The following is a 24,439-nucleotide window of genomic DNA, read 5'->3' on the forward strand; positions in this document are numbered from 1 at the left end:
GAAATGTCCCTTAACAACGCCTGCCCAGCAGGCGTTGATGTTTGTGGAACCATATAATAAATGAATCTTTTAAAATCGCTGGCAGCTGTCAGCTCGATGACGATGTTTTCTCGCGTGCTCGGATTTGCACGTGACGCCATTGTGGCAAGGGTTTTTGGGGCAGGAATGGCGACGGATGCCTTTTTTGTCGCGTTTAAATTACCAAACTTATTGCGCCGTATTTTCGCTGAAGGCGCATTCTCGCAAGCCTTTGTCCCGATTCTGGCTGAGTACAAAAGCAAACAGGGTGAAGATGCCACTCGCGTGTTTGTCTCGTATGTTTCCGGGTTACTGACCCTGGCGCTGGCCGTCGTGACGGTTATCGGGATGATTGCCGCGCCTTGGGTGATCCTGGTAACGGCGCCCGGTTTTGCCGACACCGCCGATAAATTTGCGTTGACCTCCAGCTTGTTGCGCATCACGTTCCCGTATATCTTCCTGATTTCACTGGCGTCTTTATGTGGTGCGATTCTTAACACCTGGAACCGTTTCTCGGTGCCTGCGTTTGCGCCAACTTTCTTAAACCTCAGCATGATTGGTTTTGCACTGTTTGCCGCGCCGCATTTTAACCCGCCGATTCTGGCGCTGGCCTGGGCAGTTACCGTCGGTGGCGTCTTGCAACTGGCCTATCAGCTCCCGCATCTGAAAAAGATTGGCATGCTGGTTTTACCGCGTGTGAATCTGAAAGATGCCGGTGCGATGCGCGTCATTAAGCAGATGGGACCGGCCATTCTTGGGGTTTCCGTCAGCCAGATTTCATTGATCATCAACACCATTTTTGCCTCGTTCCTCGCGTCGGGTTCCGTTTCCTGGATGTACTACGCAGACCGCTTGATGGAGTTCCCCTCTGGCGTACTGGGTGTGGCGCTAGGGACTATCTTGTTACCGTCACTGGCGAGAAGTTTTGCCAGCGGCAATCACGACGAATACTCGCGCCTGATGGACTGGGGGCTGCGTTTATGTTTCCTGCTGGCGCTACCCAGTGCCGTGGCTCTGGGTATTCTGGCAAAACCGCTGACCGTTTCTCTGTTCCAGTACGGTAAATTCACTGCTTTCGATGCGGCCATGACGCAACGTGCGCTGGTGGCGTATTCCGTCGGGTTGATGGGGCTGATTGTGGTGAAAGTGCTGGCACCCGGTTTTTACTCGCGCCAGGACATCAAAACGCCGGTCAAAATTGCCATCGTGACGCTTATCATGACCCAGGTAATGAACCTGGCGTTTATCGGCCCGCTCAAGCACGCCGGGCTGTCGCTGTCGATTGGTCTCGGGGCTTGCCTGAATGCCAGCCTGCTATACTGGCAACTGCGTAAACGTGATATTTTCCACCCACAACCGGGTTGGAGTGGCTTCTTGTGGCGTCTGTTTGCCGGTGTGATTGTCATGGCTGCGGTGTTATTTGGCGTGATGCATATTATGCCTGCGTGGGATATTGGCACTATGCCGTACCGTTTATTGCGTCTGATGGCTGTGGTTGTCGCGGGTATTGCGGCGTATTTTGCCACGCTCACGGTGTTGGGATTCCGCGTGAAAGATTTTGCGCGACGGACCCTGTAGTAAACGGACTTTGTAGCCAACGCATTGTGCATTAAACTGCGCGCTGCAAAATTTGACATATTGAACGATTAATTAGGCGGTAATAGCGATGCACGGAACAATCACAACCTGGTTTGAAGACAAAGGTTTCGGTTTTATCAAAGATGAAAATGGCGACAACCGTTATTTTCATGTGATTAAGGTCGCCAATCCAGATCTGATTAAGAAAGATGCTTCGGTGACTTTCGAGCCAACGACCAACAATAAAGGTTTGTCGGCGTATGCGGTAAAAGTAGAACCTGATAGCAAATACATCTATATCGCGGGCGAGCGCATTAAAATCACTGCGATCAAATCTTTCCTGGTCTATAGCGAAGAAGTCCCAGCCGAAACCAAGATTGATAAAGAGAATGCGGTGTTGTCTGTTGGCGCTCTGATGAACAGCATTCGCCCGAAAGCTGACCCTAAACCGGGTGAAATGCGCACGCTGAAAAAACTGGCTGTCACCACGTTCCAGGGTTCGACGTTGATTTTCTCGGAAGATGAAATTGATGTTGAAGCGACGATGAAGATTTTGAAGGCGTTGCCTCGCTAAATTTGCTGGAAGGCGCTTGCGCTTGTCGACCTTACGATGCAAAAGTTCATCGTAGGTCGGATAAGCGTAAGCGCCATCCGACAGCAAATTAAGACTAAATCGTTATTTTTTTATTCCCGCCGCGACTCACCGTCGTCGCCTGCCCGTCAGCACCGTAAAGATTCGGTTCCTGATGCGGCTTGAGCACTGCCAGCGCTTCTTCATTACGCGCCAACTGATCTTCTAATAGCCAACCATTGTGCTGATTGATATCACGTAAATGCTGCGTTTTTTGCGTAATCGTCTGCCAACGCTGGCTGATATCCGTGCTGCTTGTGTTATGTGCATTCTGTTCGGCACGGCGAAGCTGCTCAAGATAATCAAGCGTTGCCAGCAACGAGCTTTTATCTTCGGTAATGCGCTGTAATGCACTGCCATTTACATGGCCTGCGGATAATTGTTGCTGCTCGGCGTCCATCACCTCTTTGAGAGAGTTGAGCACCACAGTCATTTGATCCATCACTTCTAACAGACGATTCATGCAATTATTTACTCAATATATAGCTCTGAGCTTCCTGGATGAGTGCATCGGCGATTTTGCCGGTATCCATTTTTAGCTCACCATTGCGGATAGCAGTTTTGAGTGCTTCAACGCGTTCCATATTGATATCACCGCTGCCCGGCTGAACTAACTTAGCCTGCGCATCGCTGAGTGTCACATTGGTGCTGTTTGGGGTCGTGCTCTTTTCCAGACGGCTCTTTTGGACCGGAGCTTCTGACGTTTCACGCGGTTGTACGGTACTTACCGGTTTCAAAGGAGATGTGCGATCAATACTCATTATTCTATCCTCATCGAGGTGGCCCACTGCACGAGAGCCTGCCAATATCTATCATCTGTTAACACACTATCGGCAGTCGCCGCAGATTCTTTATAGCCTTCTTAATCGCCCGTTGAATATTACAAGTTAATCAGAATATTCCCATCAACATCGACTGTCCCACTCACAATCTGACCCGAATCCATTCGTACACGCGCATTCTGCGCCACCGCCGCATTATTCAACGCTTTGCCTTCGCTATTTACGCTAAAACCTTCACCTGCTGCGACGACTTGTACTCGCTGTCCGGCTTTCACACGCCAGGACTGGCGTACCATGGACAACATAATGGGCTGATTGGGTGCGATATCACGCAGCGTTACTGCACTGCTGGCCTGGTTGATATCCAGCATTGCACGCGGAGGTAATTGGTCTAAACGCCCACGCTTGAGCTGCACCTGAGTTTCGTTGATCACCGTGCCACGCGGCAGTGCAAGCGCTGCCACCACGTAGTTCCCGGTAGCCTGAACTTCTGCCTGAATATAGCGTTTCTCGTTTCCGCATCGTGCCAGAACGCTCACATTGCCCCATAAACGACCATTGCCCGGCATCGAAAAATCGGGAAGTGGGCAGGGAGGCAATTGTGCATCTGGCGTTTTTACAATCACCGACACTTCATCGCTTATACCCACCAGACGTTGCTGGAAAAACTGGGTCAATGGTGCGTCCAGAATACTGGCAAAAGCCTGCGGGCAGGCCAGTAAAAGGGCAATTGTGCTCCAGGTTTTTAGTCCAGCCATCTCGCTTCTCCTTGTTCAGGTTGCAGTGATTTTAACCGCACACCGAATTGATCAAGGCGACAAATAGCGACGCATTTTGTGTCTATTCCAACGATAACGCACGCGTAAGGAGATTTAAGCTGTCAGACAAATCCTAATTATGCGGAGGGAACATGCTAGACAAACTGGATGCCTCACTGCGATTTCAGCAAGAAGCGATTAATTTGCGTGCCCAGCGTCAGGAAATTCTGGCAGCAAATATCGCCAATGCGGATACCCCGGGCTATCAGGCCCGCGATATTGATTTTGCCAGTGAAATGAAAAAAGTGATGGAAAGAGGCCGTGCCGAAGGCAGCGGTGTTGCGCTTGCGCTCACCTCCGCACGCCATATTCCGGCGGCGACACAAACCACTCCTTCGCTTGATCTCCTCTACCGCGTTCCTGATCAGCCATCTATGGATGGCAACACCGTCGATATGGACCGCGAACGTACGCAATTTGCCGATAACAGCCTGAAATATCAATCCGATCTCACGGTCCTCGGCGGCCAAATCAAGGGCATGATGTCTGTGCTGCAACAGGGTGGCTAATAGATGGCATTACTGAATATTTTTGATATTGCCGGTTCGGCAATGACGGCGCAGTCCAAGCGGATGAACGTGGCGGCGAGTAACCTGGCTAACGCAGATAGCGCCACTGGCCCGGACGGCCAACCTTATCGCGCTAAGCAGGTTATTTTCCAGGTTGATGCCGCTCCGGGTGCTGAAACGGGTGGCGTAAAGGTGACGGGTATTCAAGAAAGCCAGGAGCCGGACAAACTGGTGTTCCAGCCGGGGAACCCGCTGGCTGATGCCAAAGGTTATGTGCGGATGCCAAACGTGGACGTCGTAGGTGAGATGGTCAACAGCATGTCGGCGTCACGCAGCTACCAGGCCAACGTTGAAGTGCTCAACACCGTGAAAAGCATGATGTTGAAAACCCTGACTTTGGGTCAGTAAAGGAGTGACTGATGGGCATCGCCGTTAATATGAACGACACCACGACCAGTGGTGTTAATACTTTATCGGGTAATAGCAGCATTACCGGGAACAATGCTGCCGATCTACAGAGTAGCTTTTTGACGCTGCTCGTTGCGCAGCTGAAAAACCAGGACCCGACCAACCCTCTGCAAAACAACGAACTGACCACCCAACTGGCGCAAATCAGCACCGTGAGCGGCATTGAAAAACTCAATACCACGCTCGGTTCTGTGTCTGGTCAGTTGACTAACAACCAGTCTGTGCAGGCCAGCGCTCTGATTGGCCATGGCGTAATGATCCCTGGCTCGAAAATTTTGGCGGGCAGTGAAGCGACCACGCCGTTCGGTGTTGAGTTGCAACAGGGGGCGGATAAAGTCACCGCAACCATCACCGATAACACCGGCAAAGTGGTTCGTACGCTCGATATTGGTGCACTTAGTGCAGGGGTTCATACCTTCACGTGGGATGGCACCGCGACCGATGGGACGACAGTGCCGGACGGCGCTTATAACGTTGCCATCAATGCCAGTAATGGCGGGACACAACTGGTTGCTCAACCGCTGAATTTTGCGTTGGTCAACGGTGTCACGCTCAGTAACGGCAAGACCTTGCTCGACCTCGGTACTTACGGCACCTCAACCCTCGACGATATCAGGCAGATTATCTAAGCCTCCCACCCTTTGCAGGAGTAAAACATGGGCTTTTCTCAAGCGGTCAGCGGCCTGAATGCTGCGGCCACCAACCTGGATGTGATTGGTAACAATATTGCCAACTCCGCCACCTACGGTTTTAAGTCCGGCAGCGTTTCGTTTGCCGATATGTTTGCAGGCTCGAAAGTGGGTCTGGGCGTGAAAGTTGCGGGTATCACCCAGGACTTTAACGACGGTACCACAACCAATACCGGGCGCGGCCTGGATGTGGCTATCAGCCAGAATGGTTTCTTCCGCCTGGTCGATACCAACGGTTCTGTTTATTACAGCCGTAACGGCCAGTTCAAACTGGATGAAAACCGTAATCTGGTGAACATGCAGGGGATGCAGCTGACGGGTTACCCGGCAACCGGCACGCCGCCAACCATTCAGGAAGGGGCAAACCCGGTAGGGCTTGCTGTTCCAAATACCCTGATGGCGGCGAAAACCACCACTACGGCATCGATGCAGATCAACCTGAACTCTACCGATCCCACGCCGACGAAAACGCCTTTCAGTGCGACAGATTCAGATACCTACAACAAAAAAGGTTCTATCACTGTCTTTGACAGCCAGGGTAACGCCCATGATATGAACGTGTTCTTTGTGAAATCCACTACTGCGAACACCTGGGATGTTTATACCCAGGACAGCAGCGTGGCGGGTAGTCCTGTGACAAAAGGCGCGTCGATGGTGTTTAGCCCAAATGGCACGCTGACTTCGGGTGGCACTAACACCCTCACCACCGGGGCTATTAATGGTGCGACACCGGCGACATTTGATCTGAGCTTCCTGAACTCCATGCAGCAGAACACCGGCTCCAACAACATCGTGGCGGCAAACCAGGATGGCTATAAGCCAGGCGACCTGGTGAGCTACCAGATCAACGAAGACGGCAGCATCGTGGGTAATTACTCCAATGAGCAAACCCAGCTGTTAGGCCAGATTGTTCTGTCCAACTTTGCAAACCCGGAAGGTCTGTCTTCTGAGGGCAACAACGTGTGGTCTGCGTCTAATGCTTCAGGTGTTGCCCTGTTGGGGACGGCGGGTTCTGGCAACTTCGGCACGCTGACCAACGGTGCGCTGGAGTCCTCGAACGTCGATCTGAGTAAAGAACTGGTCAATATGATTGTCGCGCAGCGTAACTATCAGTCCAACGCACAGACCATCAAAACCCAGGACCAGATCCTCAACACCCTGGTTAACCTGCGCTAATCACTGACGGAATAGCTTAATGGATCACGCAATTTATACCGCCATGGGCGCGGCCAGTCAGACGCTGAACCAACAAGCGGTGACGGCCAGCAACCTGGCAAACGCTTCAACGCCGGGCTTTCGCGCACAGCTTACCGCTTTGCGTGCGGTTCCGGTGGAAGGGCTATCTTTGCCGACGCGCACCCTGGTGACAGCTTCAACGCCAGGCGTGGATATGTCGCAAGGTCAGCTTGATTACACCCAACGCCCGCTGGATGTTGCGCTGCAACAAGACGGTTGGCTGGCGGTACAAAGTGCTGATGGTACTGAAGCTTATACCCGCAACGGCAATATGCAGGTGAGTCCTGCCGGGCAACTCACCATCGGCGGGCAACCGGTGATGGGCGAAGGCGGCCCGATTGCCGTACCTCAGGGTTCAGAGCTGACTATCGCGGCTGATGGCACCATTTCTGCTCTTAACGCAGGTGACCAGCCTAATACCGTGGCACCGATTGGCCGTCTGAAACTGGTGAAAGCCACCGGGCTTGAAGTGGTGCGCGGTGATGACGGGTTTTTCCGACCAAGTGCTGCCGCTCAGGCCACGCGTGGCGCGACGTTGCAAGCTGACGCATCCATCACGTTGATGCCTGGCGTGCTGGAAGGCAGCAACGTTAAGCCAGTAGAAGCCATGGCTGACATGATTTCCAATGCTCGTCGTTTTGAGATGCAGATGAAAATTATTTCAAGCGTGGATGAAAACGAGCAGCGGGCGAATCAGCTGTTGTCGATGACATGATAATCAGCCGCGAAACTAACAGGAATTCAAAATGATCAGTTCTTTATGGATCGCAAAAACTGGCCTTGATGCCCAGCAAACCAACATGGATGTGATTGCCAACAACCTGGCAAACGTCTCCACCAATGGTTTTAAGCGTCAACGTGCGGTGTTTGAAGATCTTCTTTATCAAACCATTCGCCAGCCTGGTGCGCAATCGTCCGAACAGACGACGCTGCCGTCCGGTTTGCAGATTGGTACCGGTGTGCGCCCCGTAGCCACCGAGCGTTTGCACAGCCAGGGCAACCTGTCGCAAACCAATAACAGCAAAGATGTGGCGATTAAAGGCCAGGGGTTCTTCCAGGTTCAGCTTCCGGATGGCACCAGTGCCTATACGCGCGATGGCTCTTTCCAGGTGGATCAAAACGGCCAGTTAGTCACCGCGGGTGGTTTCCAGGTTCAGCCTGCAATAACCATTCCGGCGAATGCCCTGACGATCACCATTGGACGTGATGGCATTGTGAGTGTGACTCAGCAGGGGCAAGCGCAGCCGGTGCAGGTGGGGCAGCTTAATTTGACCACCTTTATGAACGATACCGGCCTGGAAAGCCTGGGTGAAAACCTGTACGCCGAAACCCAGTCTTCCGGTACGCCGAACGAAAGCACGCCAGGCCTTAACGGCGCGGGCTTGCTGTATCAGGGGTATGTTGAAACCTCTAACGTGAACGTTGCCGAAGAACTGGTGAATATGATCCAGGTTCAGCGCGCCTACGAAATCAACTCTAAAGCCGTTTCTACAACCGATCAGATGCTGCAAAAACTGACGCAACTGTAAGGCGTTTGCCGGTGCGTTTTGCGCGCCGGCTGTCTTTATCTGAATGACCTGAAGATGAAAGCAATGCAAAACCCAATGGTTCTTCGTCCTATCGTGATGTGTCTGGTGCTCGCCACAAGTGGCTGTGCGCTGATACCAACTAAACCGCTGGTGGAAGGTGCGACGACCGCACAGCCAGTGCCTGGCCCTGCACCGGTAATCAATGGTTCTATTTTCCAGACGGTGCAACCGGTGAACTATGGGTATCAACCGCTGTTTGAAGACCGCCGCCCACGTAACGTTGGTGACACGTTGACCATTGTGCTCCAGGAAAATGTCAGCGCCAGTAAGAGTTCTTCGGCAAATGCCAGCCGTGATGGCAAAACAAACTTTGGATTTGATGTCACGCCGCGCTATCTCGAAGGCCTGTTCGGTAACAACCGTGCGGATGTCGATGCCGGTGGCGGCAACAGCTTTAACGGTAAAGGTGGGGCAAATGCCAGTAACACCTTTAGCGGAACGTTGACCGTGACGGTGGATCAGGTGCTGGCGAACGGCAACCTGCACGTCGTGGGTGAAAAACAGATTGCCATCAACCAGGGCACCGAATTTATTCGTTTCTCCGGCGTGGTGAATCCTCGCACCATCAGTGGTACCAATACCGTGTCATCAACCCAAGTGGCGGATGCGCGTATCGAGTATGTCGGCAACGGCTACATCAACGAAGCGCAAAACATGGGCTGGTTGCAACGCTTCTTCCTTAATTTATCGCCGATGTAAGCGAGGAACACATGACCAAATATTTATTCGGATTGCTGATGCTGGTGGCGACACTGGCACAGGCCGATCGTATCCGCGACCTGACGACGGTTCAGGGCGTGCGTGAAAACTCCCTGATTGGCTATGGTCTTGTCGTCGGCCTTGATGGAACGGGCGATCAGACGACCCAGACGCCTTTCACCACTCAGACGTTAAACAACATGCTTTCGCAGTTGGGGATTACCGTTCCCGCGGGCACCAACATGCAGCTTAAGAACGTTGCGGCGGTCATGGTCACGGCGAAGTACCCGGCGTTTGCGCGCTCAGGGCAGAACATTGACGTCGTCGTTTCTTCGATGGGTAACGCTAAAAGTCTGCGTGGCGGCACACTGTTAATGACGCCATTAAAAGGCGTTGATAACCAGGTTTATGCGCTGGCGCAGGGTAACATTTTAGTCGGCGGCGCTGGAGCTTCTGCAGGAGGCAGCAGCGTTCAGGTGAACCAACTTAATGGCGGGCGCATCACCAACGGCGCGGTTATTGAGCGTGAATTACCGGGCACCTTTGGCTCCGGTAATATGATCAGCCTGCAACTGAACAACGACGATTTCACTCTGGCGCAGCAAATCACGGACACCATCAATCGCTCGCGTGGCTATGGCAGTGCGTCGGCGCTTGACGCTCGCACCATTCAAATTCGCGTGCCAACCGGTAACAGTTCGCAGGTGCGTCTGCTGGCCGATATTCAGAATCTCGAAGTCAACATGCCTGCACAGGATGCGAAAGTGATTATCAACTCTCGCACCGGTTCGGTGGTGATGAACCAGGAAGTGACGCTCGATACATGCGCCGTGGCGCAGGGGAACTTGTCTGTTACGGTGAATCGCCAGGCACAAGTGAGCCAACCGGATACGCCATTTGGTGGCGGTCAAACGGTGGTTACGCCGCAAACGCAAATCGACCTGCGTCAGAATGGCGGGGCGCTGCAACGGGTTAACGCCAGCGCAAACCTGAATAACGTTGTTCGGGCATTGAACACGCTGGGCGCATCGCCAATGGAATTGATGTCGATTCTTCAATCTATGCAAACCGCGGGCTGCCTGCGTGCCAAAGTGGAAATCATCTGATGCTTAACGATACCCAGTCACTGGCGAATGCGGCATGGGATGCTAACTCTCTTAACGAGTTGAAAGCGAAAACCGGGCAAGATCCTAAAGGTAATATGAAGTCGGTTGCTCGCCAGGTGGAAGGGATGTTCGTGCAGATGATGCTGAAAAGCATGCGTGAAGCGCTGCCAAAAGATGGCTTATTTAGCAGCGAGCAGACGCGCATGTACACCAGCATCTATGACCAGCAAATCGCGCAGCAGCTCAGTGCCAAAGGCCTTGGGCTGGCCGACATGATGGTTGAGCAAATGGGCGGCAATGCTGACCCGCAGGAAGATGCAGGTAAGGTGCCGATGAAGTTTGATATGCAAACGGTTACCAGCTTCCAGAACCAGGCGTTAACGCAAATGGTGCGCCAGGCCATCCCGAAAGCGCCTTCTAACGAAGAGCCGCTAACAGGGGATAGCAAAGACTTCCTGGCGCAGCTTTCATTACCGGCACGCCTGGCCAGTGAGCAAAGCGGTATTCCGCACCACCTGATTCTGGCGCAGGCTGCGCTGGAGTCAGGCTGGGGGCAGCGTCAAATCCTTACGGAAAAAGGCGAGCCGAGCTTTAACCTGTTTGGCGTGAAAGCCAGCAGCAACTGGAAAGGGCCGGTGACTGAAATCACCACCACCGAATATGAAAACGGTGAGGCGAAAAAGGTGAAGGCCAAATTCCGCGTTTACAGCTCTTATCTGGAAGCGCTTTCTGATTACGTCGGCTTGCTGACACGCAACCCGCGTTACGCCGCCGTGACCAATGCCAACAGCGCAGAGCAGGGCGCGCAAGCCTTGCAGAATGCGGGTTACGCTACGGATCCAAACTATGCCCGCAAATTGACGGGCATGATTCAGCAGATGAAAGCGATGGGTGAGAAGGTCGCAAAAGCGTACAGCAATGACTTATCCAATTTGTTCTAAATAGCCTTCATTAAACCCTCAAGTGTCGCCAGCAGCTGCCGATACTAACTGACAGGAATCGTGATAAACGCGTTAAGGAAATTTCATGTCCAGTAGCCTGATTAACAGTGCCATGAGTGGCCTGGGTGCAGCCCAGGCGGCACTGAATACCGTCAGTAATAACATTTCTAACTATAACGTCACAGGCTATACCCGCCAGACGACCGTGTTGTCGCAGTCGCAAAGTACGCTGGGCGCAGGTGGCTGGATTGGTAATGGCGTGCAAGTCAGCGGTGTGCAACGTGAATATGATGCGTTCATCACTAACCAACTGCGTGCGGCGCAAACCCAAAGCAGTGGTCTGAATACTCAGTACCAGCAAATGTCGAAAATCGACAATATTTTGTCTGGCACCACCAATACGCTGGCGACCACCATGCAGAGTTTCTTCACCGGTTTGCAGACGCTGGTCAGTAACTCAGAAGATCCGGCGGCAAGACAGGCATTGATTGGCAATGCCAATGGCCTGGTAAACCAATTTAAGGTGACGGATCAGTATCTGCGCGATCAGGATAAGCAGGTGAATACCGCTATCCAGAGCAGCGTGGAACAAATCAACAACTACGCCAGCCAGATTGCGAATCTGAATAACCAGATTTCGCGCTTGACCGGCGTGGGTGCGGGTGCCACACCAAACGACTTGCTTGATCAACGTGATCAGCTGGTGAGCGAGCTGAACCAGATTGTTGGCGTGGAAGTCAGCGTTCAGGATGGCGGCACTTATAACGTATCTATCGCCAACGGTCTGTCTCTGGTTCAGGGTGATAAAACCAATAAGCTGGCGGCGGTTTCATCCAGCGCTGACCCTTCGCGCACTACAGTTGCGTATGTTGATTCTGTTTCCGGCACCACAGAAATCCCAGAGAATCAGCTGAAAAACGGCACGCTGGGTGGCATGTTAACTTTCCGCTCGCAAGATCTGGACAGCGCACGTAACCGCCTGGGGCAGCTGGCGCTGGCGTTTTCTGATGCGATTAACCAGCAGCACGGTAAGGGTTTTGATGCTAACGGTGATAAAGGCGAAGATTTCTTTAACATCGGCGGCCCGTCGGTATTAAGCAACGCCAGGAACACGACTAAGACCGAGTTAACGACGACAGTTGCTGATAGCAGCAAAGTTCAGGCCAGCGACTACAACGTTGTTTTCGATGGCACCGACTGGCAGGTAACGCGCTTATCCGATAACGCGAAAATCGATCCAAAGCCAACAAAAGATGCCAACGGTAATGTGACCGGGCTGGCATTTGATGGTTTGGATATCACGGTGAAAGGCGCACCTCAACCGGCGAAGAATGACTCCTTTACCGTGAAGCCTGTGTCTAACGTGGTGGTAAATATGGAAGTCGCGATTACTGATGAAAGCAAACTGGCGTTAGCCGGTGCCGATGATGCAGGTGAAAGCGATAACCGTAACGCCCAGGCTCTGCTGGATTTGCAAAAAAGTAAAGTCGTGGGTGGCAATAAATCGTTTAACGATGCCTACGCAAGTCTGGTCAGCGATGTGGGTAACAAAACCAGCACGCTGAAAGTCACCAGCACGACACAAAATAACGTGGTCACGCAGCTAAGTAATCAACAACAGTCAATCTCTGGCGTCAACCTTGACGAAGAGTACGGCAACTTACAGCGTTTCCAACAATATTACCTGGCGAATGCCCAGGTGCTTCAGACGGCATCAACTCTGTTTGATGCGTTACTGTCCATCCGTTAATTAAGGAATCTGGCGTATGCGTATCAGTACCGCAATGATGTACCAGCAGAATATGCGTGGCGTGACCAACTCACAAAGTGAATGGTTGCGTTATGGCGAGCAGATGTCTACCGGTAAACGTGTGACTAAGCCGTCTGACGATCCGATTGCTGCTTCGCAAGCCGTGGTGCTGTCTCAGGCTCAGGCGCAAAATAGCCAGTATGCTTTAGCGCGTACTTTTGCGACGCAAAAAGTCTCGCTGGAAGAAAACGTGCTGGGGCAGGTGACAACAGCGATTCAGTCAGCGCAGGAAAAAATCGTTTATGCCAATAACGGCACATTAAGCGATGATGACCGTGCGTCTCTTGCGACCGATCTGGAAGGCATCCGTAACCAAATAATGAACCTGGCCAACAGCACTGATGGTAACGGGCGCTATATTTTTGCCGGGTACAAAACCGAAGCCGCACCGTTTAGCGGTACAGCCGGAAATGTCACTTATAAAGGTGGCGATACGCCTGTGTCTCAAAGTGTTGATGCGGCGCGTACCATGACCATTGGCCATACCGGAACCCAAATTTTCAACTCCATCACCAGCAATGCGGTGCCAGAGCCAGGAAATGGCACGTCGGAAACCAACTTGTTCAATATGCTGGACTCCGCCGTCAAAACCCTGAGAACACCAACCGAAGGTTTAGATGATGCAGGCAAAGCAGATTTAACTGCGGCCATTGATAAAACCAGCCGTGGATTGAAAAACTCTCTGAACAACGTGCTGACGGTCCGTGCAGAATTGGGTACGCAACTCAGTGAGTTAGATAAGCTTGACGAGTTAGGCAATGACCGTGCCCTGGGCCAGGCACAACAAATGAGCGATCTGGTTGACGTGGACTGGAACTCAGCGATTTCTTCTTATGTGATGCAGCAGGCAGCGCTTCAGGCATCTTACAAAGCCTTTAGCGATATGCAGGGTATGTCGCTGTTCCAACTCAATAAATAATTTTACCTTTTTGGGCGTGCTTTGAAACTGAGTACGCTTTATATGCCCACTTCAGCACCCCGAAGTGGGCTTTTTTTTGTCTTAAATTCAGGTGATGCGGCGTAACAAATAAAAAAGCCGACTGGTTTCCCAGTCGGCTTTTTCGCAACGCTTAGCGATTATTCAGCGCTTTGCGGGCGTGTAGCAGGAGCAGTTGCCTGGTGAGTAGCGCTGTTAGCGCCAGCAGAGCCACGGCCACTGAACTCATACGTTGGGCGAACCCAATCGCTCTGGCGTGGTGCTTCCGGGTTGTAATCCGGCGCTGGAGCTTTCGTCATTGGTGCCGTTGCATGTTTAATCACATGTGTAACAACCGGCTGTGCTGGCGCAGTTTCCACCTGAGGAACAGGCTGAACAGGAGCCAGTTTAGGCTCAGGCTGCACATCAACAATGGACTCCTGAGCGACAGGCTGTTGAGCTTCAACCACTTCTACTGGTTTCACTTCTTCAACCGGCGCTTCAGGTGCAGTTTCTTCAACGACTACCGGGGCAACCTGAGCAAGTTCTGCTGCCTGTTGCTGATGAGTTTCGACAGCAACAGCTTCTTGTGCAGGCTCAACTTCATCAATCACTTGTTCAGCAACAACTTCATCTTGCGCTGCAATCAGATGCGGCTGCTCGTTAACGGGAGCGGCAATCACTTCCGGATGCGTCGTTTCAACGTGTGGTGCTTCAACCTTAACTTGTTCAGCTTGTACGCTTTCAACTTTTACATCTTCAACAACAGTCTGCGCTGCAACAAATTCCTGCGCGGTTGGCTGTGCGTTGTGAACGTATGCAGTCTCTTGCTCGTGAGCAACAAAGGCAGGTACATGATCAACGTTGTTTTCGTACTGCGACTCTTCATGAGTACGAGCAACCGGATAATTAATCCAGGCTTTACCCGATGCCAATTCTGGAGAGGCACAAGCTACGGTCATCGGCATTGGTGATTGCGTTGGGTAACGCTCATCACGATAGCGGCGACGACGCTGACCACTCACGCGCAGATGGCGTGGAGAGCGGCGAGAACGACGTGGCATACCGTTAGAATCGTTACGAGAGTCGTTGTTGTCATCTTGCTCAACATTCGACTTTTCAGCCTTCTCAACAGGCTTATCGATAACGGCTGGTAACGGGATAGTCGCCAGTTCGGTACGCGCAGCCGGTGCTTGAGCCACTACCGGCGTTGCCACAACTTCAGCCGCAGAATCTTGTTCAGATTCAAAGCGAACTTTCTGGCTCAACTGGCGTTGCTTACGACGCGGCATAACCTGGACGCGTTCTTCCTGCTCTGCATCTACTTCAACTTCTGCTACCGCGTCATCACGTTGCAGAACTTTAACTTCCTGCTGTGCCTGGCGTTTGTCATCGCTGCGGCGACGGTTACGTTCGCGGCGTGGTTGCTGCTCGTCACGGGCTTTTGGCTTTTCAGCTTCTTCAACAGCCACGTTCGGGCGATTTTCACGCACTTCAGTATTTTGCTGCTGACCCTGGCGGCGATTACGGCGGTTATCATCGCGATCACGGTTTTCACGTGGCTCACGGTTGTCACGATTTTCGCTACGGTTATCACGGCCTTCGCCACGATTATCACGGTCGCGGTTGTTGCGATCGCCACGATCGTTACGGTCACGACGGTTATTCGGACGACGGTTATTACGACGTTCCTGGCCTTGACGCTGGCTTTCAGTTTCAGCAGGTTTTGCTTCCTGAACTTCTTTGCTTTCAGTTGCCGTCTCGCCTGCAAACAGGTTTTTCAATGCACCGAAGAAGCGGCTCAGAAGCCCTGGCTGTTCTGGGGTCGCTGTTTTGGCAACGGCAGCTTTAACTGCTGGAGCCGGTGTGGCAGCCACAGGTGCAGATTCTGGCGGAGCTGGCGGCGCGTCTGGCATGACAAAGGTCGCGAGCGCAGGTTGCTCTGGGCGCTTACGCTCGGCGTACTCTTCTTCAGACGGCATTGCCATTTCTTCTTCATGCAGCTTAGGCAGCATGTAGCTCAGCGTTTTGGTTTCTTCGCCTTTACGGACGCGCAGAACGGAATAGTGTGGAGTTTCCATCTGATCGTTAGGAACGATGATGGCTTTCACACCGCCCTGACGGGTTTCAATCGCACTCACCGCATCACGTTTTTCGTTCAGCAGGTAGGAAGCAATCGGTACCGGAACAATCGCGTGAACTTCCTGGGTATTCTCTTTCAGCGCTTCTTCTTCAATCAGACGCAGAATGGAGAGTGCCATGGATTCGTTGTCACGCACCGTACCTGTGCCGCTACAACGCGGGCAGACGTGGTGGCTGGACTCGCCCAGAGAAGGGGAGAGACGCTGACGAGACATTTCCAGCAGGCCAAAGCGAGAGATATGGCTAATCTGGATACGAGCCCTGTCCTGACGGACAGCTTCACGCAGACGGTTTTCAACTGCACGCTGGTGGCGCACAGGCGTCATATCAATGAAGTCGATAACAATCAAACCGCCGAGGTCACGCAAACGTAGTTGGCGCGCGATTTCATCAGCCGCTTCAAGGTTGGTATTAAATGCCGTTTCTTCGATGTCGCCACCGCGAGTTGCGCGCGCGGAGTTGATGTCGATGGCGGTTAACGCTTCGGTGGAGTCGATAACAATCGAGCCACCGGACGGCAGACGGACTTCACGCTGGAAAGCGGATTCAATCTGCGATTCAATCTGGTAGTGGCTAAACAGCGGGATTTCACCGGTGTAGAGCTTAATTTTGCTGCTGAAATCAGGGCGACCCAGAGCACCGATATGCTGGCGAGCCAGCTCAAGCACTTTCGGGTTATCGATAAGAATCTCACCGATGTCCTGACGCAGGTAATCACGGAAAGCACGCACAATAACGTTGCTTTCCTGGTGAATAAGGAATGGAGCCGGGCGATTTTCTGCCGCTTTTTGAATCGCTTCCCAATGCTTCAGGCGGAAGCTTAAATCCCATTGCAGTGCTTCAGCGGATTTACCCACGCCAGCAGTACGTACAATCAGACCCATGCCATCTGGCAGTTCCAGAGAGGAAAGGGCTTCTTTCAGTTCGGTACGGTCGTCACCTTCGATACGGCGGGAAATACCACCAGCACGTGGGTTGTTCGGCATCAGCACCAAATAACTACCGGCCAGACTAATAAAGGTGGTTAAGGCTGCGCCTTTATTACCACGTTCTTCTTTATCAATCTGAACAATCACTTCCTGGCCTTCGCGCAAAACATCTTTAATGTTCGGACGACCATGTGATGAATAATTAGACGGGAAATACTCGCGGGCAATTTCTTTAAGAGGAAGGAAACCATGACGTTCCGCGCCGTAATCTACAAATGCCGCTTCCAGACTTGGTTCAATACGGGTGATTTTGCCTTTATAGATGTTAGCTTTTTTCTGTTCGTGTCCAGGACTTTCAATATCCAGATCGTACAGGCGTTGCCCATCTACAAGGGCGACACGCAACTCTTCTTGCTGAGTCGCGTTTATTAGCATTCTTTTCATCGTAACTTACTCATTATTCTTACATTGGTGACAAAGCTACGGGCATGGTGACGCTGACCGGGAGTGAACCGATGGCCTCGTGACTAAACGCTAAGTCGCCAACCTCACGGTTGTCGCTTGCTGAGAGGCGCAAAGTGTCGGTAGCCTGTATTTCATACGGAAATACAGCGCAATTATCGTGGGAATAACCTTAGAATATATCTTAAGAGTTGATTCCAATTTACCGGTCAGGCTGCAACCCGCAGCCCGCTAACTGCCTGAAGGTACAATACGTCTTACGCCATTGCTGCGTGGATGGACGTTCAGGCAAAACTGGTAATTCCGCAAAATTCCTTGTTCTAACAAGTATCAACACGGAAAACCGCAACATTATTCCATTGCTAACCTTATTATAGCAAGATGACTTTTGCCTTTGATGCCTCGTTTCTTACAGTTTTTTAACTCACTTTTTCGCTGCATGTCGCAGAAAACTGAAAAATGGGAGTCAGGCGACTTAAAACCAGGCAGATTCTCAGTTAAGCACATAAAAATGAGTGGCGCTATGCGCGCACGCTATTTAGAATCGCCGACCATGAAAACTCCGACACCTTCAGTACAAATCGTTGCCATTTCTTCTGACGAAGCTGGGCAGCGTATCGATAACTTTTTGCTCGCCCGCTTGAAAGGCGTGCCGAAAAGTATGATTTATCGCATTTTGCGTAAAGGCGAAGTGCGCGTGAATAAAAAACGCATTAAGCCTGAATATAAAATCCAGGACGGCGACGAAATTCGTATTCCGCCGGTTCGCGTAGCCGAACGTGAAGAAGAAGCCGTTTCACCACATCTACAAAAAGTGGCGGCGCTGACTGACGCGATTATTTATGAAGATGACCATATTCTGGTGCTCAACAAGCCGTCTGGCACGGCGGTTCACGGCGGCAGTGGTTTAAGCTTTGGTGTGATTGAAGGCTTGCGTGCTTTGCGTCCTGAAGCTCGTTTCCTCGAGCTTGTGCACCGCCTTGACCGTGACACTTCCGGAATCTTGCTGGTGGCGAAGAAGCGTTCCGCGCTGCGTTCATTGCATGAGCAACTGCGTGAAAAAGGGATGCAGAAGGATTACCTTGCGCTGGTGCGTGGCCAATGGCAATCGCACGTCAAAGCTGTGCAGGCACCGCTACTGAAGAATATTCTGCAAAGCGGTGAGCGTATCGTGCGGGTTAACAGCGAAGGCAAACCTTCTGAAACGCGTTTCAAAGTTGAAGAGCGCTATGCGTTCGCCACGCTTGTGCGTTGTAGCCCGATTACCGGACGAACTCACCAGATTCGTGTGCATACATTGCATGCCGGTCATCCTATTGCTTTTGACGATCGTTATGGTGACCGTGAGTTTGATAAGCAACTTGCCGGAACCGGTTTGAACCGTTTGTTCTTGCACGCAGCGGCATTACGCTTCACTCACCCTAACACCGGCGAGATTATGCGGGTAGAAGCGCCACTGGATGAGCAGTTGAAGCGTTGCCTTACTGTGTTACGCAACAACGCGCGCTAGTTATCTACGGGAGGGTGGAGCTATCCACCCTCTGTCATTTACATCAGCAGCGGGTTAACGCCTTCGTTGCGCAGCATTTCGCACAAGCTAATTAACGGTAGGCCTACCAGGGCGTTCGGATCCTTTCCTGAAAGCCGTTCGAAAAGCGTAATTCCCAGTCCCTCACTTTTAAAACTTCCGGCACAATGTAGCGGCTGCTCTTTACGCACGTAATGGCGAATTTCCTGTTCGCTTAAATGACGGAAATGCACATCAAAAGGCTCGCAAACCACCTGTAAATTCCCGGAAGCTGAATGATAAAGCGCCAGACCAGTATAAAAAGTAACGATACTATTGCGGGCAAGCATTAATTGCTCCACGGCTTTTTCTTCGCTATGCGGTTTACCGGTTATTTTTCCATCTAAAACACAAACTTGATCCGAGCCGATAATCATATGATTCGGATATTCACGGCTCAATGCCTGAGCTTTGGCTTGTGCCAGGCGTGTGACTAAGTGGCGAGCATCTTCACCGGGAATAGGGGTTTCATCCACCTGCGGAGCCGCGGTAATAAAGGGGATACCCAGTTTTTCAAGTAGCTCCCGGCGCCATGGGGAAGTTGAGGCGAGAACAATTTGCGTCATATTTTTTTCATTAATGATAGCGATTCGGGGAAAGGCATTTTAAACTATGCCACCGCAATGTGTGCGAATAAGTAGAAAAGGCGCTGTTTCCAGGCCATTTTCTTTGACTCTATGACGTTACAAAGTTAATATGCGCGCCCTATGCAAAAAGTAAAATTACCCCTGACTCTCGACCCGGTTCGTACGGCTCAAAAACGCCTTGATTACAAGGGTGTTTACACCCCTATTCAGGTAGAGCGTGTCGCCGAGTTTGTAGTCAGTGTAGACAGTGATGTGGAATGCGATATGTCATTCGCCATCGATAACCAGCGCCTCGCGGTTCTTACCGGTGATGCGAAGGTGTCGCTGACGCTTGAATGTCAGCGTTGCGGAAAGCCATTTGCCCATCAGGTCTACACACAGTATTGTTTTAGCCCGATCGTCAAAGACGAGCAGGTTGAAGCACTCCCGGAAGGATATGAACCAGTTCAGGTCAACGAATTTGGTGAAATTGATCTTCTGGCGTTGGTAGAAGATGAAATTATCCTCTCCTTGCCAGTCGTTCCGGTGCATGAATCTGAACACTGTGAAGTGTCCGAGGCGGACATGGTCTTTGGCAAACTGCCTTCCGAGGCGGAGAAACCAAACCCATTTGCCGTATTAGCCAGTTTAAAGCGTAAGTAATTGAGGAGTAAGGTCCATGGCCGTACAACAGAATAAACCAACCCGTTCCAAACGTGGCATGCGTCGTTCCCATGACGCGCTGACCACAGCAGCAGTATCCGTGGACAAAGTTTCTGGCGAAACTCATCTGCGTCACCACATCACCGCCGACGGTTTCTACCGCGGTCGCAAGGTTATCTCCAAGTAATTGGCGATTCCTTGAGACGTCTAACCCTTGCGTTAGATGCCATGGGTGGGGACTTCGGTCCTTCCGTGACAGTGCCTGCAGCATTGCAGGCACTGGACTCTAATTCCGAGTTAAATCTTCTATTAGTCGGTGACCCCGACGCCATCACGCCATTACTTGCCAAAGCTGATTTTGAAAAACGCTCACGTGCGCAGATTGTGCCTGCGGAGTCGGTTATTGCCAGTGATGCAAGGCCTTCGCAAGCGATCCGCAATAGTCGTGGATCCTCAATGCGAGTGGCGCTTGAGTTAGTGAAAGAAGGGCGAGCGCAAGCTTGCGTAAGCGCAGGAAATACCGGCGCTCTAATGGGTCTGGCTAAATTATTGCTCAAGCCGATCGAAGGAATTGAGCGTCCGGCGCTGATGACGGTTTTACCGCATCAGCAAAAAGGTAAAACTGTCGTGCTGGATCTCGGTGCGAACGTTGAATGTGACAGTAATATGTTGGTGCAGTTTGCGATTATGGGTTCTGTGATGGCAGAGGAACTTCTCGGCATCAGTTCCCCCAGAGTCGCGTTATTGAACATTGGCGAAGAAGAGACAAAAGGTCTCGATAGCATTCGCGATGCATCAGCATTATTAAAAACAATGCCTTCTATCAACTATATTGGTTATCTTGAAGCGAATGAGTTGTTGACGGGAAAAACCGACGTATTGGTGTGTGATGGCTTTGTCGGTAACGTCACCCTTAAGACGATGGAAGGGGTTGCAAGAATGTTCCTCTCGCTTTTGAAATCTCAGGGCGAAGGGAAAAAAAGGTCGTGGTGGCTAATTATATTGAAACATTGGTTACAAAAAAGCCTGAGCAGGCGATTCAGTCACCTCAACCCCGACCAGTATAATGGCGCCTGTCTGTTAGGATTGCGCGGCACAGTGATTAAGAGTCACGGAGCGGCCAATCAGCGAGCGTTTGTTGTCGCGATTGAACAGGCAGTGCAGGCGGTGGCGCGGCAAGTCCCTACCCGGATTGCTGCCCGCCTGGAATCAGTATTACCCAAGAGTGACTGACGTACATGTATACGAAGATTATTGGTACGGGCAGCTATCTGCCTGAACAAGTGCGTACCAACGCCGACCTGGAAAAAATGGTGGATACTTCTGACGAGTGGATTGTCACCCGTACAGGTATTCGTGAACGCCATATCGCAGCGCCAAACGAAACCGTGGCAACGATGGGGTTCGCGGCAGCAACTCGCGCCCTGGAAATGGCCGGTATTGATAAATCCGAAATTGGCTTAATCATTGTTGCCACCACGTCCTCAACACACGCTTTCCCAAGCGCGGCTTGCCAGGTGCAGGCAATGTTGGAGATTAAAGGTTGCCCGGCGTTTGATGTCGCAGCGGCTTGCGCAGGTTTCACCTATGCATTGAGCGTTGCTGATCTTTACGTGAAGTCAGGTGCAGTAAAACACGCATTGGTGATTGGATCTGACGTGTTGGCGCGTACTTGCGATCCAACCGATCGTGGAACGATTATTATTTTTGGTGATGGTGCGGGTGCTGTTGTGCTTGGCGCTTCTGAAGAACAGGGCATCATCTCCACCCATCTGCATGCAGATGGTCGTTACGGTGAGCTGTTAATGCTACCAAACGTCGATCGCGTGAATCCTGAAAATTCAATTCACCTGACCATGGCGGGTAACGAAGTCTTTAAAGTCGCGGTGACTGAGCTTGCTCACATCGTTGATGAAACCCTGGCTGCCAATAACCTCGACCGCTCGGCGCTCGACTGGTTAGTGCCACATCAGGCGAACCTGCGCATTATTAGCGCGACGGCGAAAAAGCTGGGCATGTCGATGGATAACGTGGTTGTTACGCTCGACAGACACGGAAATACTTCGGCGGCTTCCGTACCGGCAGCGCTGGACGAAGCGGTTCGTGATGGACGGATTCAACGTGGCCAACTGGTATTGCTCGAAGCCTTCGGTGGCGGCTTTACCTGGGGTTCAGCACTGGTTCGTTTTTGATTATTAGGGATTTAACCATGACTCAATTTGCTTTTGTATTCCCAGGCCAGGGTTCGCAAGCAGTAGGTATGCTGGCAGAAATTGCAGCAGCAAACCCTGTTGTAGAAGCCACTTTCCGTGAAGCTTCTGACGCGCTGGGCTATGATTTGTGGGCATTGACCCAACAAGGGCCAGCGGAAGAGCTGAACAAGACCTGGCAGACACAACCTGCGCTGCTGACAGCTTCTGTTGCATTGTGGCGTGTCTGGCAGCAGCAGGGCGGCAAAAAGCCAGTGTTGATGGCTGGGCATAGCCTGGGCGAATATTCAGCTCTGGTTTGTGCAGGTGTGATTGATTTCGCCGACGCAGTGCGTCTGGTGGAATTGCGCGGCAAATTGATGCAAGAAGCGGTTCCTGCGGGCACTGGCGCAATGTATGCCATCATCGGTCTAGATGATGCGTCTATTGCTAAAGCCTGCGAAGAAGCCGCTCAAGGTGAAGTGGTTTCTCCGGTGAACTTCAACTCTCCAGGTCAGGTAGTGATTGCGGGCAATAAAGACGCTGTTGAGCGTGCAGGTGCAGCTTGTAAAGCCGCCGGCGCAAAACGCGCTCTGCCACTGCCTGTCAGTGTGCCTTCTCACTGCGCACTGATGAAACCCGCAGCGGATAAACTTGCCGTCGCGCTGGAAAATATTACTTTCAACGCGCCAACTGTTCCGGTTGTGAATAATGTGGACGTGAAGTGCGAAACATCACCAGAAGCTATTCGTAGCGCGCTGGTGCGTCAACTGTACAGCCCAGTCCAGTGGACAAAATCTGTTGAATTTATGGCAGCGCAGGGTGTGACCCAGTTGCTGGAAGTAGGGCCTGGTAAAGTTTTGACTGGCCTGACAAAACGTATTGTTGACACACTGACTGCTTCGGCCATTAACGAGCCGGTCGCATTGTCAGCGGCGCTCGAGCAATAAGACGAGGGAAACCCATGAGTTTTGAAGGAAAAATTGCGCTGGTAACCGGCGCTAGCCGCGGTATCGGCCGCGCAATCGCGGAAACCCTGGTGGCCCGTGGTGCGAAAGTTATCGGCACTGCGACCAGCGAAAGCGGTGCGCAGGCGATCAGTGATTATCTGGGCGATAACGGCAAAGGTTATATGCTGAATGTAACCGATCCGGCTTCAATTGAAGCTGTTTTGGGAAATATTCGTGCAGAATTTGGCGAAGTCGATATTCTGGTTAATAATGCCGGTATCACTCGTGATAACCTGTTAATGCGCATGAAAGATGACGAGTGGAACGATATCATCGAAACCAACCTGTCATCAGTATTCCGTCTGTCAAAAGCGGTAATGCGCGCTATGATGAAAAAGCGTCATGGTCGTATTATCACTATTGGTTCTGTGGTTGGTACCATGGGAAATGCTGGTCAGGCTAACTACGCTGCGGCGAAAGCGGGTCTGATTGGTTTCAGTAAATCACTAGCACGTGAAGTTGCGTCTCGTGGTATTACTGTAAACGTTGTTGCTCCGGGCTTTATTGAAACGGACATGACGCGTGCGCTTTCTGATGAACAGCGTGCGGGTATACTGGCGGAAGTTCCAGCGGGTCGTTTAGGCGACGCAAAAGAAATCGCCAGTGCTGTTGCATTTTTAGCCTCTGACGAGGCAGGTTACATCTCTGGTGAAACTCTGCACGTCAATGGCGGAATGTATATGGTTTAACCACGATACAAAATATTTGCGTTATTTGGGCGAATGCCCGCAAAATAGCGTAAAATCGTGGTATGACCTGCCGGGATTTAGTTGCATCTTTTTCAACATTTTATACACTACGAAAACCATCGCGAAAGCGAGTTTTGATAGGAAATTTAAGAGTATGAGCACTATCGAAGAACGCGTTAAGAAAATTATCGGCGAACAACTGGGCGTTAAGCAGGAAGAAGTTATCAACTCCGCTTCCTTCGTAGAGGACCTGGGCGCTGATTCTCTTGACACCGTTGAGCTGGTAATGGCTCTGGAAGAAGAGTTTGATACTGAGATTCCGGACGAAGAAGCTGAGAAAATCACCACCGTTCAGGCTGCCATTGATTACATCAACGGTCACCAGGCGTAAGTGAACATCTCCAGGCGGTCATTCGACCGCCTGAGTTTTAT

The 24,439-nt window shown here is 51.7% G+C and carries 26 protein-coding genes; 21 read left to right on the top strand and 5 right to left on the bottom strand.

Annotated elements, in window-relative coordinates:
• Positions 1 to 60 precede the first annotated feature (60 nt).
• Both murJ and AC0IWZ_RS06965 read left to right on the top strand, forming a co-directional pair.
• A complete protein-coding gene (gene murJ / locus AC0IWZ_RS06960; protein ID WP_034494503.1) occupies positions 61 to 1,596 on the top strand; it encodes a murein biosynthesis integral membrane protein MurJ in 1,536 nt (511 codons plus the stop codon).
• A gap of 82 nt (positions 1,597 to 1,678) precedes the next feature.
• Entirely contained in the window at positions 1,679 to 2,170 is a 492-nt protein-coding gene (locus AC0IWZ_RS06965) for a cold shock domain-containing protein (protein WP_034494504.1), read from the top strand.
• Positions 2,171 to 2,264: 94 nt separating this feature from the next.
• Here the strand turns inward: AC0IWZ_RS06965 and flgN are convergent, their stop codons facing one another.
• The 3 genes from flgN to flgA all read right to left on the bottom strand — a co-directional run bounded on the left by flgN (position 2,265) and on the right by flgA (position 3,767).
• Positions 2,265 to 2,690 (bottom strand): flagella biosynthesis chaperone FlgN, encoded by a 426-nt coding sequence (flgN, locus tag AC0IWZ_RS06970; RefSeq protein ID WP_034494506.1) that lies wholly within the window; start codon positions 2,688 to 2,690, stop codon positions 2,265 to 2,267.
• 4 nt (positions 2,691 to 2,694) lie between these two features.
• Positions 2,695 to 2,988 (bottom strand): flagellar biosynthesis anti-sigma factor FlgM, encoded by a 294-nt coding sequence (flgM, locus tag AC0IWZ_RS06975; RefSeq protein WP_034494507.1) that lies wholly within the window; start codon positions 2,986 to 2,988, stop codon positions 2,695 to 2,697.
• A gap of 119 nt (positions 2,989 to 3,107) precedes the next feature.
• On the bottom strand, positions 3,108 to 3,767 hold the full coding sequence (flgA, locus tag AC0IWZ_RS06980; RefSeq protein ID WP_410372745.1) for a flagellar basal body P-ring formation chaperone FlgA: 660 nt from the start codon (positions 3,765 to 3,767) through the stop codon (positions 3,108 to 3,110).
• Positions 3,768 to 3,919: 152 nt separating this feature from the next.
• On the opposite strand from flgA, the gene flgB reads away from it, so the two are divergent.
• From flgB to flgL, 11 genes are all read left to right on the top strand, one after another.
• On the top strand, positions 3,920 to 4,336 hold the full coding sequence (gene flgB / locus AC0IWZ_RS06985) for a flagellar basal body rod protein FlgB (RefSeq protein ID WP_034494510.1): 417 nt from the start codon (positions 3,920 to 3,922) through the stop codon (positions 4,334 to 4,336).
• Positions 4,337 to 4,339: 3 nt separating this feature from the next.
• Positions 4,340 to 4,744 (top strand): flagellar basal body rod protein FlgC, encoded by a 405-nt coding sequence (gene flgC, locus AC0IWZ_RS06990; RefSeq protein ID WP_034494511.1) that lies wholly within the window; start codon positions 4,340 to 4,342, stop codon positions 4,742 to 4,744.
• Positions 4,745 to 4,755: 11 nt separating this feature from the next.
• Positions 4,756 to 5,433 carry a flagellar hook assembly protein FlgD gene (flgD, locus tag AC0IWZ_RS06995; RefSeq protein ID WP_034494513.1) on the top strand — a complete coding sequence of 226 codons (678 nt, stop codon included), beginning with the start codon at positions 4,756 to 4,758 and terminating at the stop codon, positions 5,431 to 5,433.
• Between the two features lie 27 nt (positions 5,434 to 5,460).
• Positions 5,461 to 6,669, top strand: coding sequence for a flagellar hook protein FlgE (flgE, locus tag AC0IWZ_RS07000; RefSeq protein ID WP_471677763.1), 1,209 nt, complete (start codon positions 5,461 to 5,463; stop codon positions 6,667 to 6,669).
• Between the two features lie 19 nt (positions 6,670 to 6,688).
• Positions 6,689 to 7,444 carry a flagellar basal body rod protein FlgF gene (locus AC0IWZ_RS07005; protein WP_034494517.1) on the top strand — a complete coding sequence of 252 codons (756 nt, stop codon included), beginning with the start codon at positions 6,689 to 6,691 and terminating at the stop codon, positions 7,442 to 7,444.
• Between the two features lie 31 nt (positions 7,445 to 7,475).
• Positions 7,476 to 8,258 carry a flagellar basal-body rod protein FlgG gene (gene flgG / locus AC0IWZ_RS07010; protein ID WP_034494519.1) on the top strand — a complete coding sequence of 261 codons (783 nt, stop codon included), beginning with the start codon at positions 7,476 to 7,478 and terminating at the stop codon, positions 8,256 to 8,258.
• 63 nt (positions 8,259 to 8,321) lie between these two features.
• Complete coding sequence (gene flgH, locus AC0IWZ_RS07015) at positions 8,322 to 9,017, top strand: flagellar basal body L-ring protein FlgH (RefSeq protein WP_156104865.1); 696 nt, start codon at positions 8,322 to 8,324, stop codon at positions 9,015 to 9,017.
• A gap of 11 nt (positions 9,018 to 9,028) precedes the next feature.
• A complete protein-coding gene (locus tag AC0IWZ_RS07020) occupies positions 9,029 to 10,123 on the top strand; it encodes a flagellar basal body P-ring protein FlgI (RefSeq protein ID WP_034494521.1) in 1,095 nt (364 codons plus the stop codon).
• The gene (gene flgJ / locus AC0IWZ_RS07025; protein WP_034494523.1) at positions 10,123 to 11,064 is read left to right on the top strand and encodes a flagellar assembly peptidoglycan hydrolase FlgJ; all 942 of its coding nucleotides are present in this window, start codon (positions 10,123 to 10,125) and stop codon (positions 11,062 to 11,064) included. Before AC0IWZ_RS07020 ends, flgJ begins: the two co-directional genes overlap by 1 nt.
• An 85-nt stretch (positions 11,065 to 11,149) precedes the next feature.
• A complete protein-coding gene (flgK, locus tag AC0IWZ_RS07030) occupies positions 11,150 to 12,814 on the top strand; it encodes a flagellar hook-associated protein FlgK (protein WP_410372743.1) in 1,665 nt (554 codons plus the stop codon).
• Positions 12,815 to 12,830: 16 nt separating this feature from the next.
• Positions 12,831 to 13,793, top strand: a complete 963-nt coding sequence (gene flgL / locus AC0IWZ_RS07035; RefSeq protein ID WP_034494528.1) for a flagellar hook-associated protein FlgL — start codon at positions 12,831 to 12,833, stop codon at positions 13,791 to 13,793.
• 158 nt (positions 13,794 to 13,951) lie between these two features.
• On the opposite strand, the gene rne is transcribed toward flgL, so the two are convergent.
• Positions 13,952 to 17,305, bottom strand: coding sequence for a ribonuclease E (gene rne / locus AC0IWZ_RS07040; protein ID WP_471677762.1), 3,354 nt, complete (start codon positions 17,303 to 17,305; stop codon positions 13,952 to 13,954).
• 571 nt (positions 17,306 to 17,876) lie between these two features.
• Here rne and rluC point away from each other — a divergent pair.
• Positions 17,877 to 18,833 (top strand): 23S rRNA pseudouridine(955/2504/2580) synthase RluC, encoded by a 957-nt coding sequence (gene rluC / locus AC0IWZ_RS07045; RefSeq protein WP_172588735.1) that lies wholly within the window; start codon positions 17,877 to 17,879, stop codon positions 18,831 to 18,833.
• Positions 18,834 to 18,871: 38 nt separating this feature from the next.
• Here the strand turns inward: rluC and AC0IWZ_RS07050 are convergent, their stop codons facing one another.
• The gene (locus tag AC0IWZ_RS07050) at positions 18,872 to 19,456 is read right to left on the bottom strand and encodes a Maf family protein (protein WP_471677761.1); all 585 of its coding nucleotides are present in this window, start codon (positions 19,454 to 19,456) and stop codon (positions 18,872 to 18,874) included.
• A gap of 141 nt (positions 19,457 to 19,597) precedes the next feature.
• On the opposite strand from AC0IWZ_RS07050, the gene yceD reads away from it, so the two are divergent.
• The 7 genes from yceD to acpP all read left to right on the top strand — a co-directional run bounded on the left by yceD (position 19,598) and on the right by acpP (position 24,398).
• Positions 19,598 to 20,119, top strand: coding sequence for a 23S rRNA accumulation protein YceD (gene yceD / locus AC0IWZ_RS07055; protein WP_034494536.1), 522 nt, complete (start codon positions 19,598 to 19,600; stop codon positions 20,117 to 20,119).
• 16 nt (positions 20,120 to 20,135) lie between these two features.
• The gene (gene rpmF / locus AC0IWZ_RS07060) at positions 20,136 to 20,306 is read left to right on the top strand and encodes a 50S ribosomal protein L32 (protein ID WP_034494538.1); all 171 of its coding nucleotides are present in this window, start codon (positions 20,136 to 20,138) and stop codon (positions 20,304 to 20,306) included.
• An 11-nt stretch (positions 20,307 to 20,317) separates the two neighbouring features.
• Positions 20,318 to 21,352 carry a phosphate acyltransferase PlsX gene (plsX, locus tag AC0IWZ_RS07065; RefSeq protein ID WP_072011149.1) on the top strand — a complete coding sequence of 345 codons (1,035 nt, stop codon included), beginning with the start codon at positions 20,318 to 20,320 and terminating at the stop codon, positions 21,350 to 21,352.
• 5 nt (positions 21,353 to 21,357) lie between these two features.
• The gene (locus AC0IWZ_RS07070; RefSeq protein ID WP_034494541.1) at positions 21,358 to 22,311 is read left to right on the top strand and encodes a beta-ketoacyl-ACP synthase III; all 954 of its coding nucleotides are present in this window, start codon (positions 21,358 to 21,360) and stop codon (positions 22,309 to 22,311) included.
• 17 nt (positions 22,312 to 22,328) lie between these two features.
• The gene (fabD, locus tag AC0IWZ_RS07075; protein ID WP_471677760.1) at positions 22,329 to 23,258 is read left to right on the top strand and encodes an ACP S-malonyltransferase; all 930 of its coding nucleotides are present in this window, start codon (positions 22,329 to 22,331) and stop codon (positions 23,256 to 23,258) included.
• 14 nt (positions 23,259 to 23,272) lie between these two features.
• Positions 23,273 to 24,007, top strand: a complete 735-nt coding sequence (gene fabG, locus AC0IWZ_RS07080; RefSeq protein WP_034456162.1) for a 3-oxoacyl-ACP reductase FabG — start codon at positions 23,273 to 23,275, stop codon at positions 24,005 to 24,007.
• A gap of 154 nt (positions 24,008 to 24,161) precedes the next feature.
• Positions 24,162 to 24,398 carry an acyl carrier protein gene (gene acpP, locus AC0IWZ_RS07085; protein WP_034456161.1) on the top strand — a complete coding sequence of 79 codons (237 nt, stop codon included), beginning with the start codon at positions 24,162 to 24,164 and terminating at the stop codon, positions 24,396 to 24,398.
• The last annotated feature ends 41 nt before the right edge of the window (positions 24,399 to 24,439 follow it).

The organism is Buttiauxella sp. AC142, assembly GCF_979253435.1.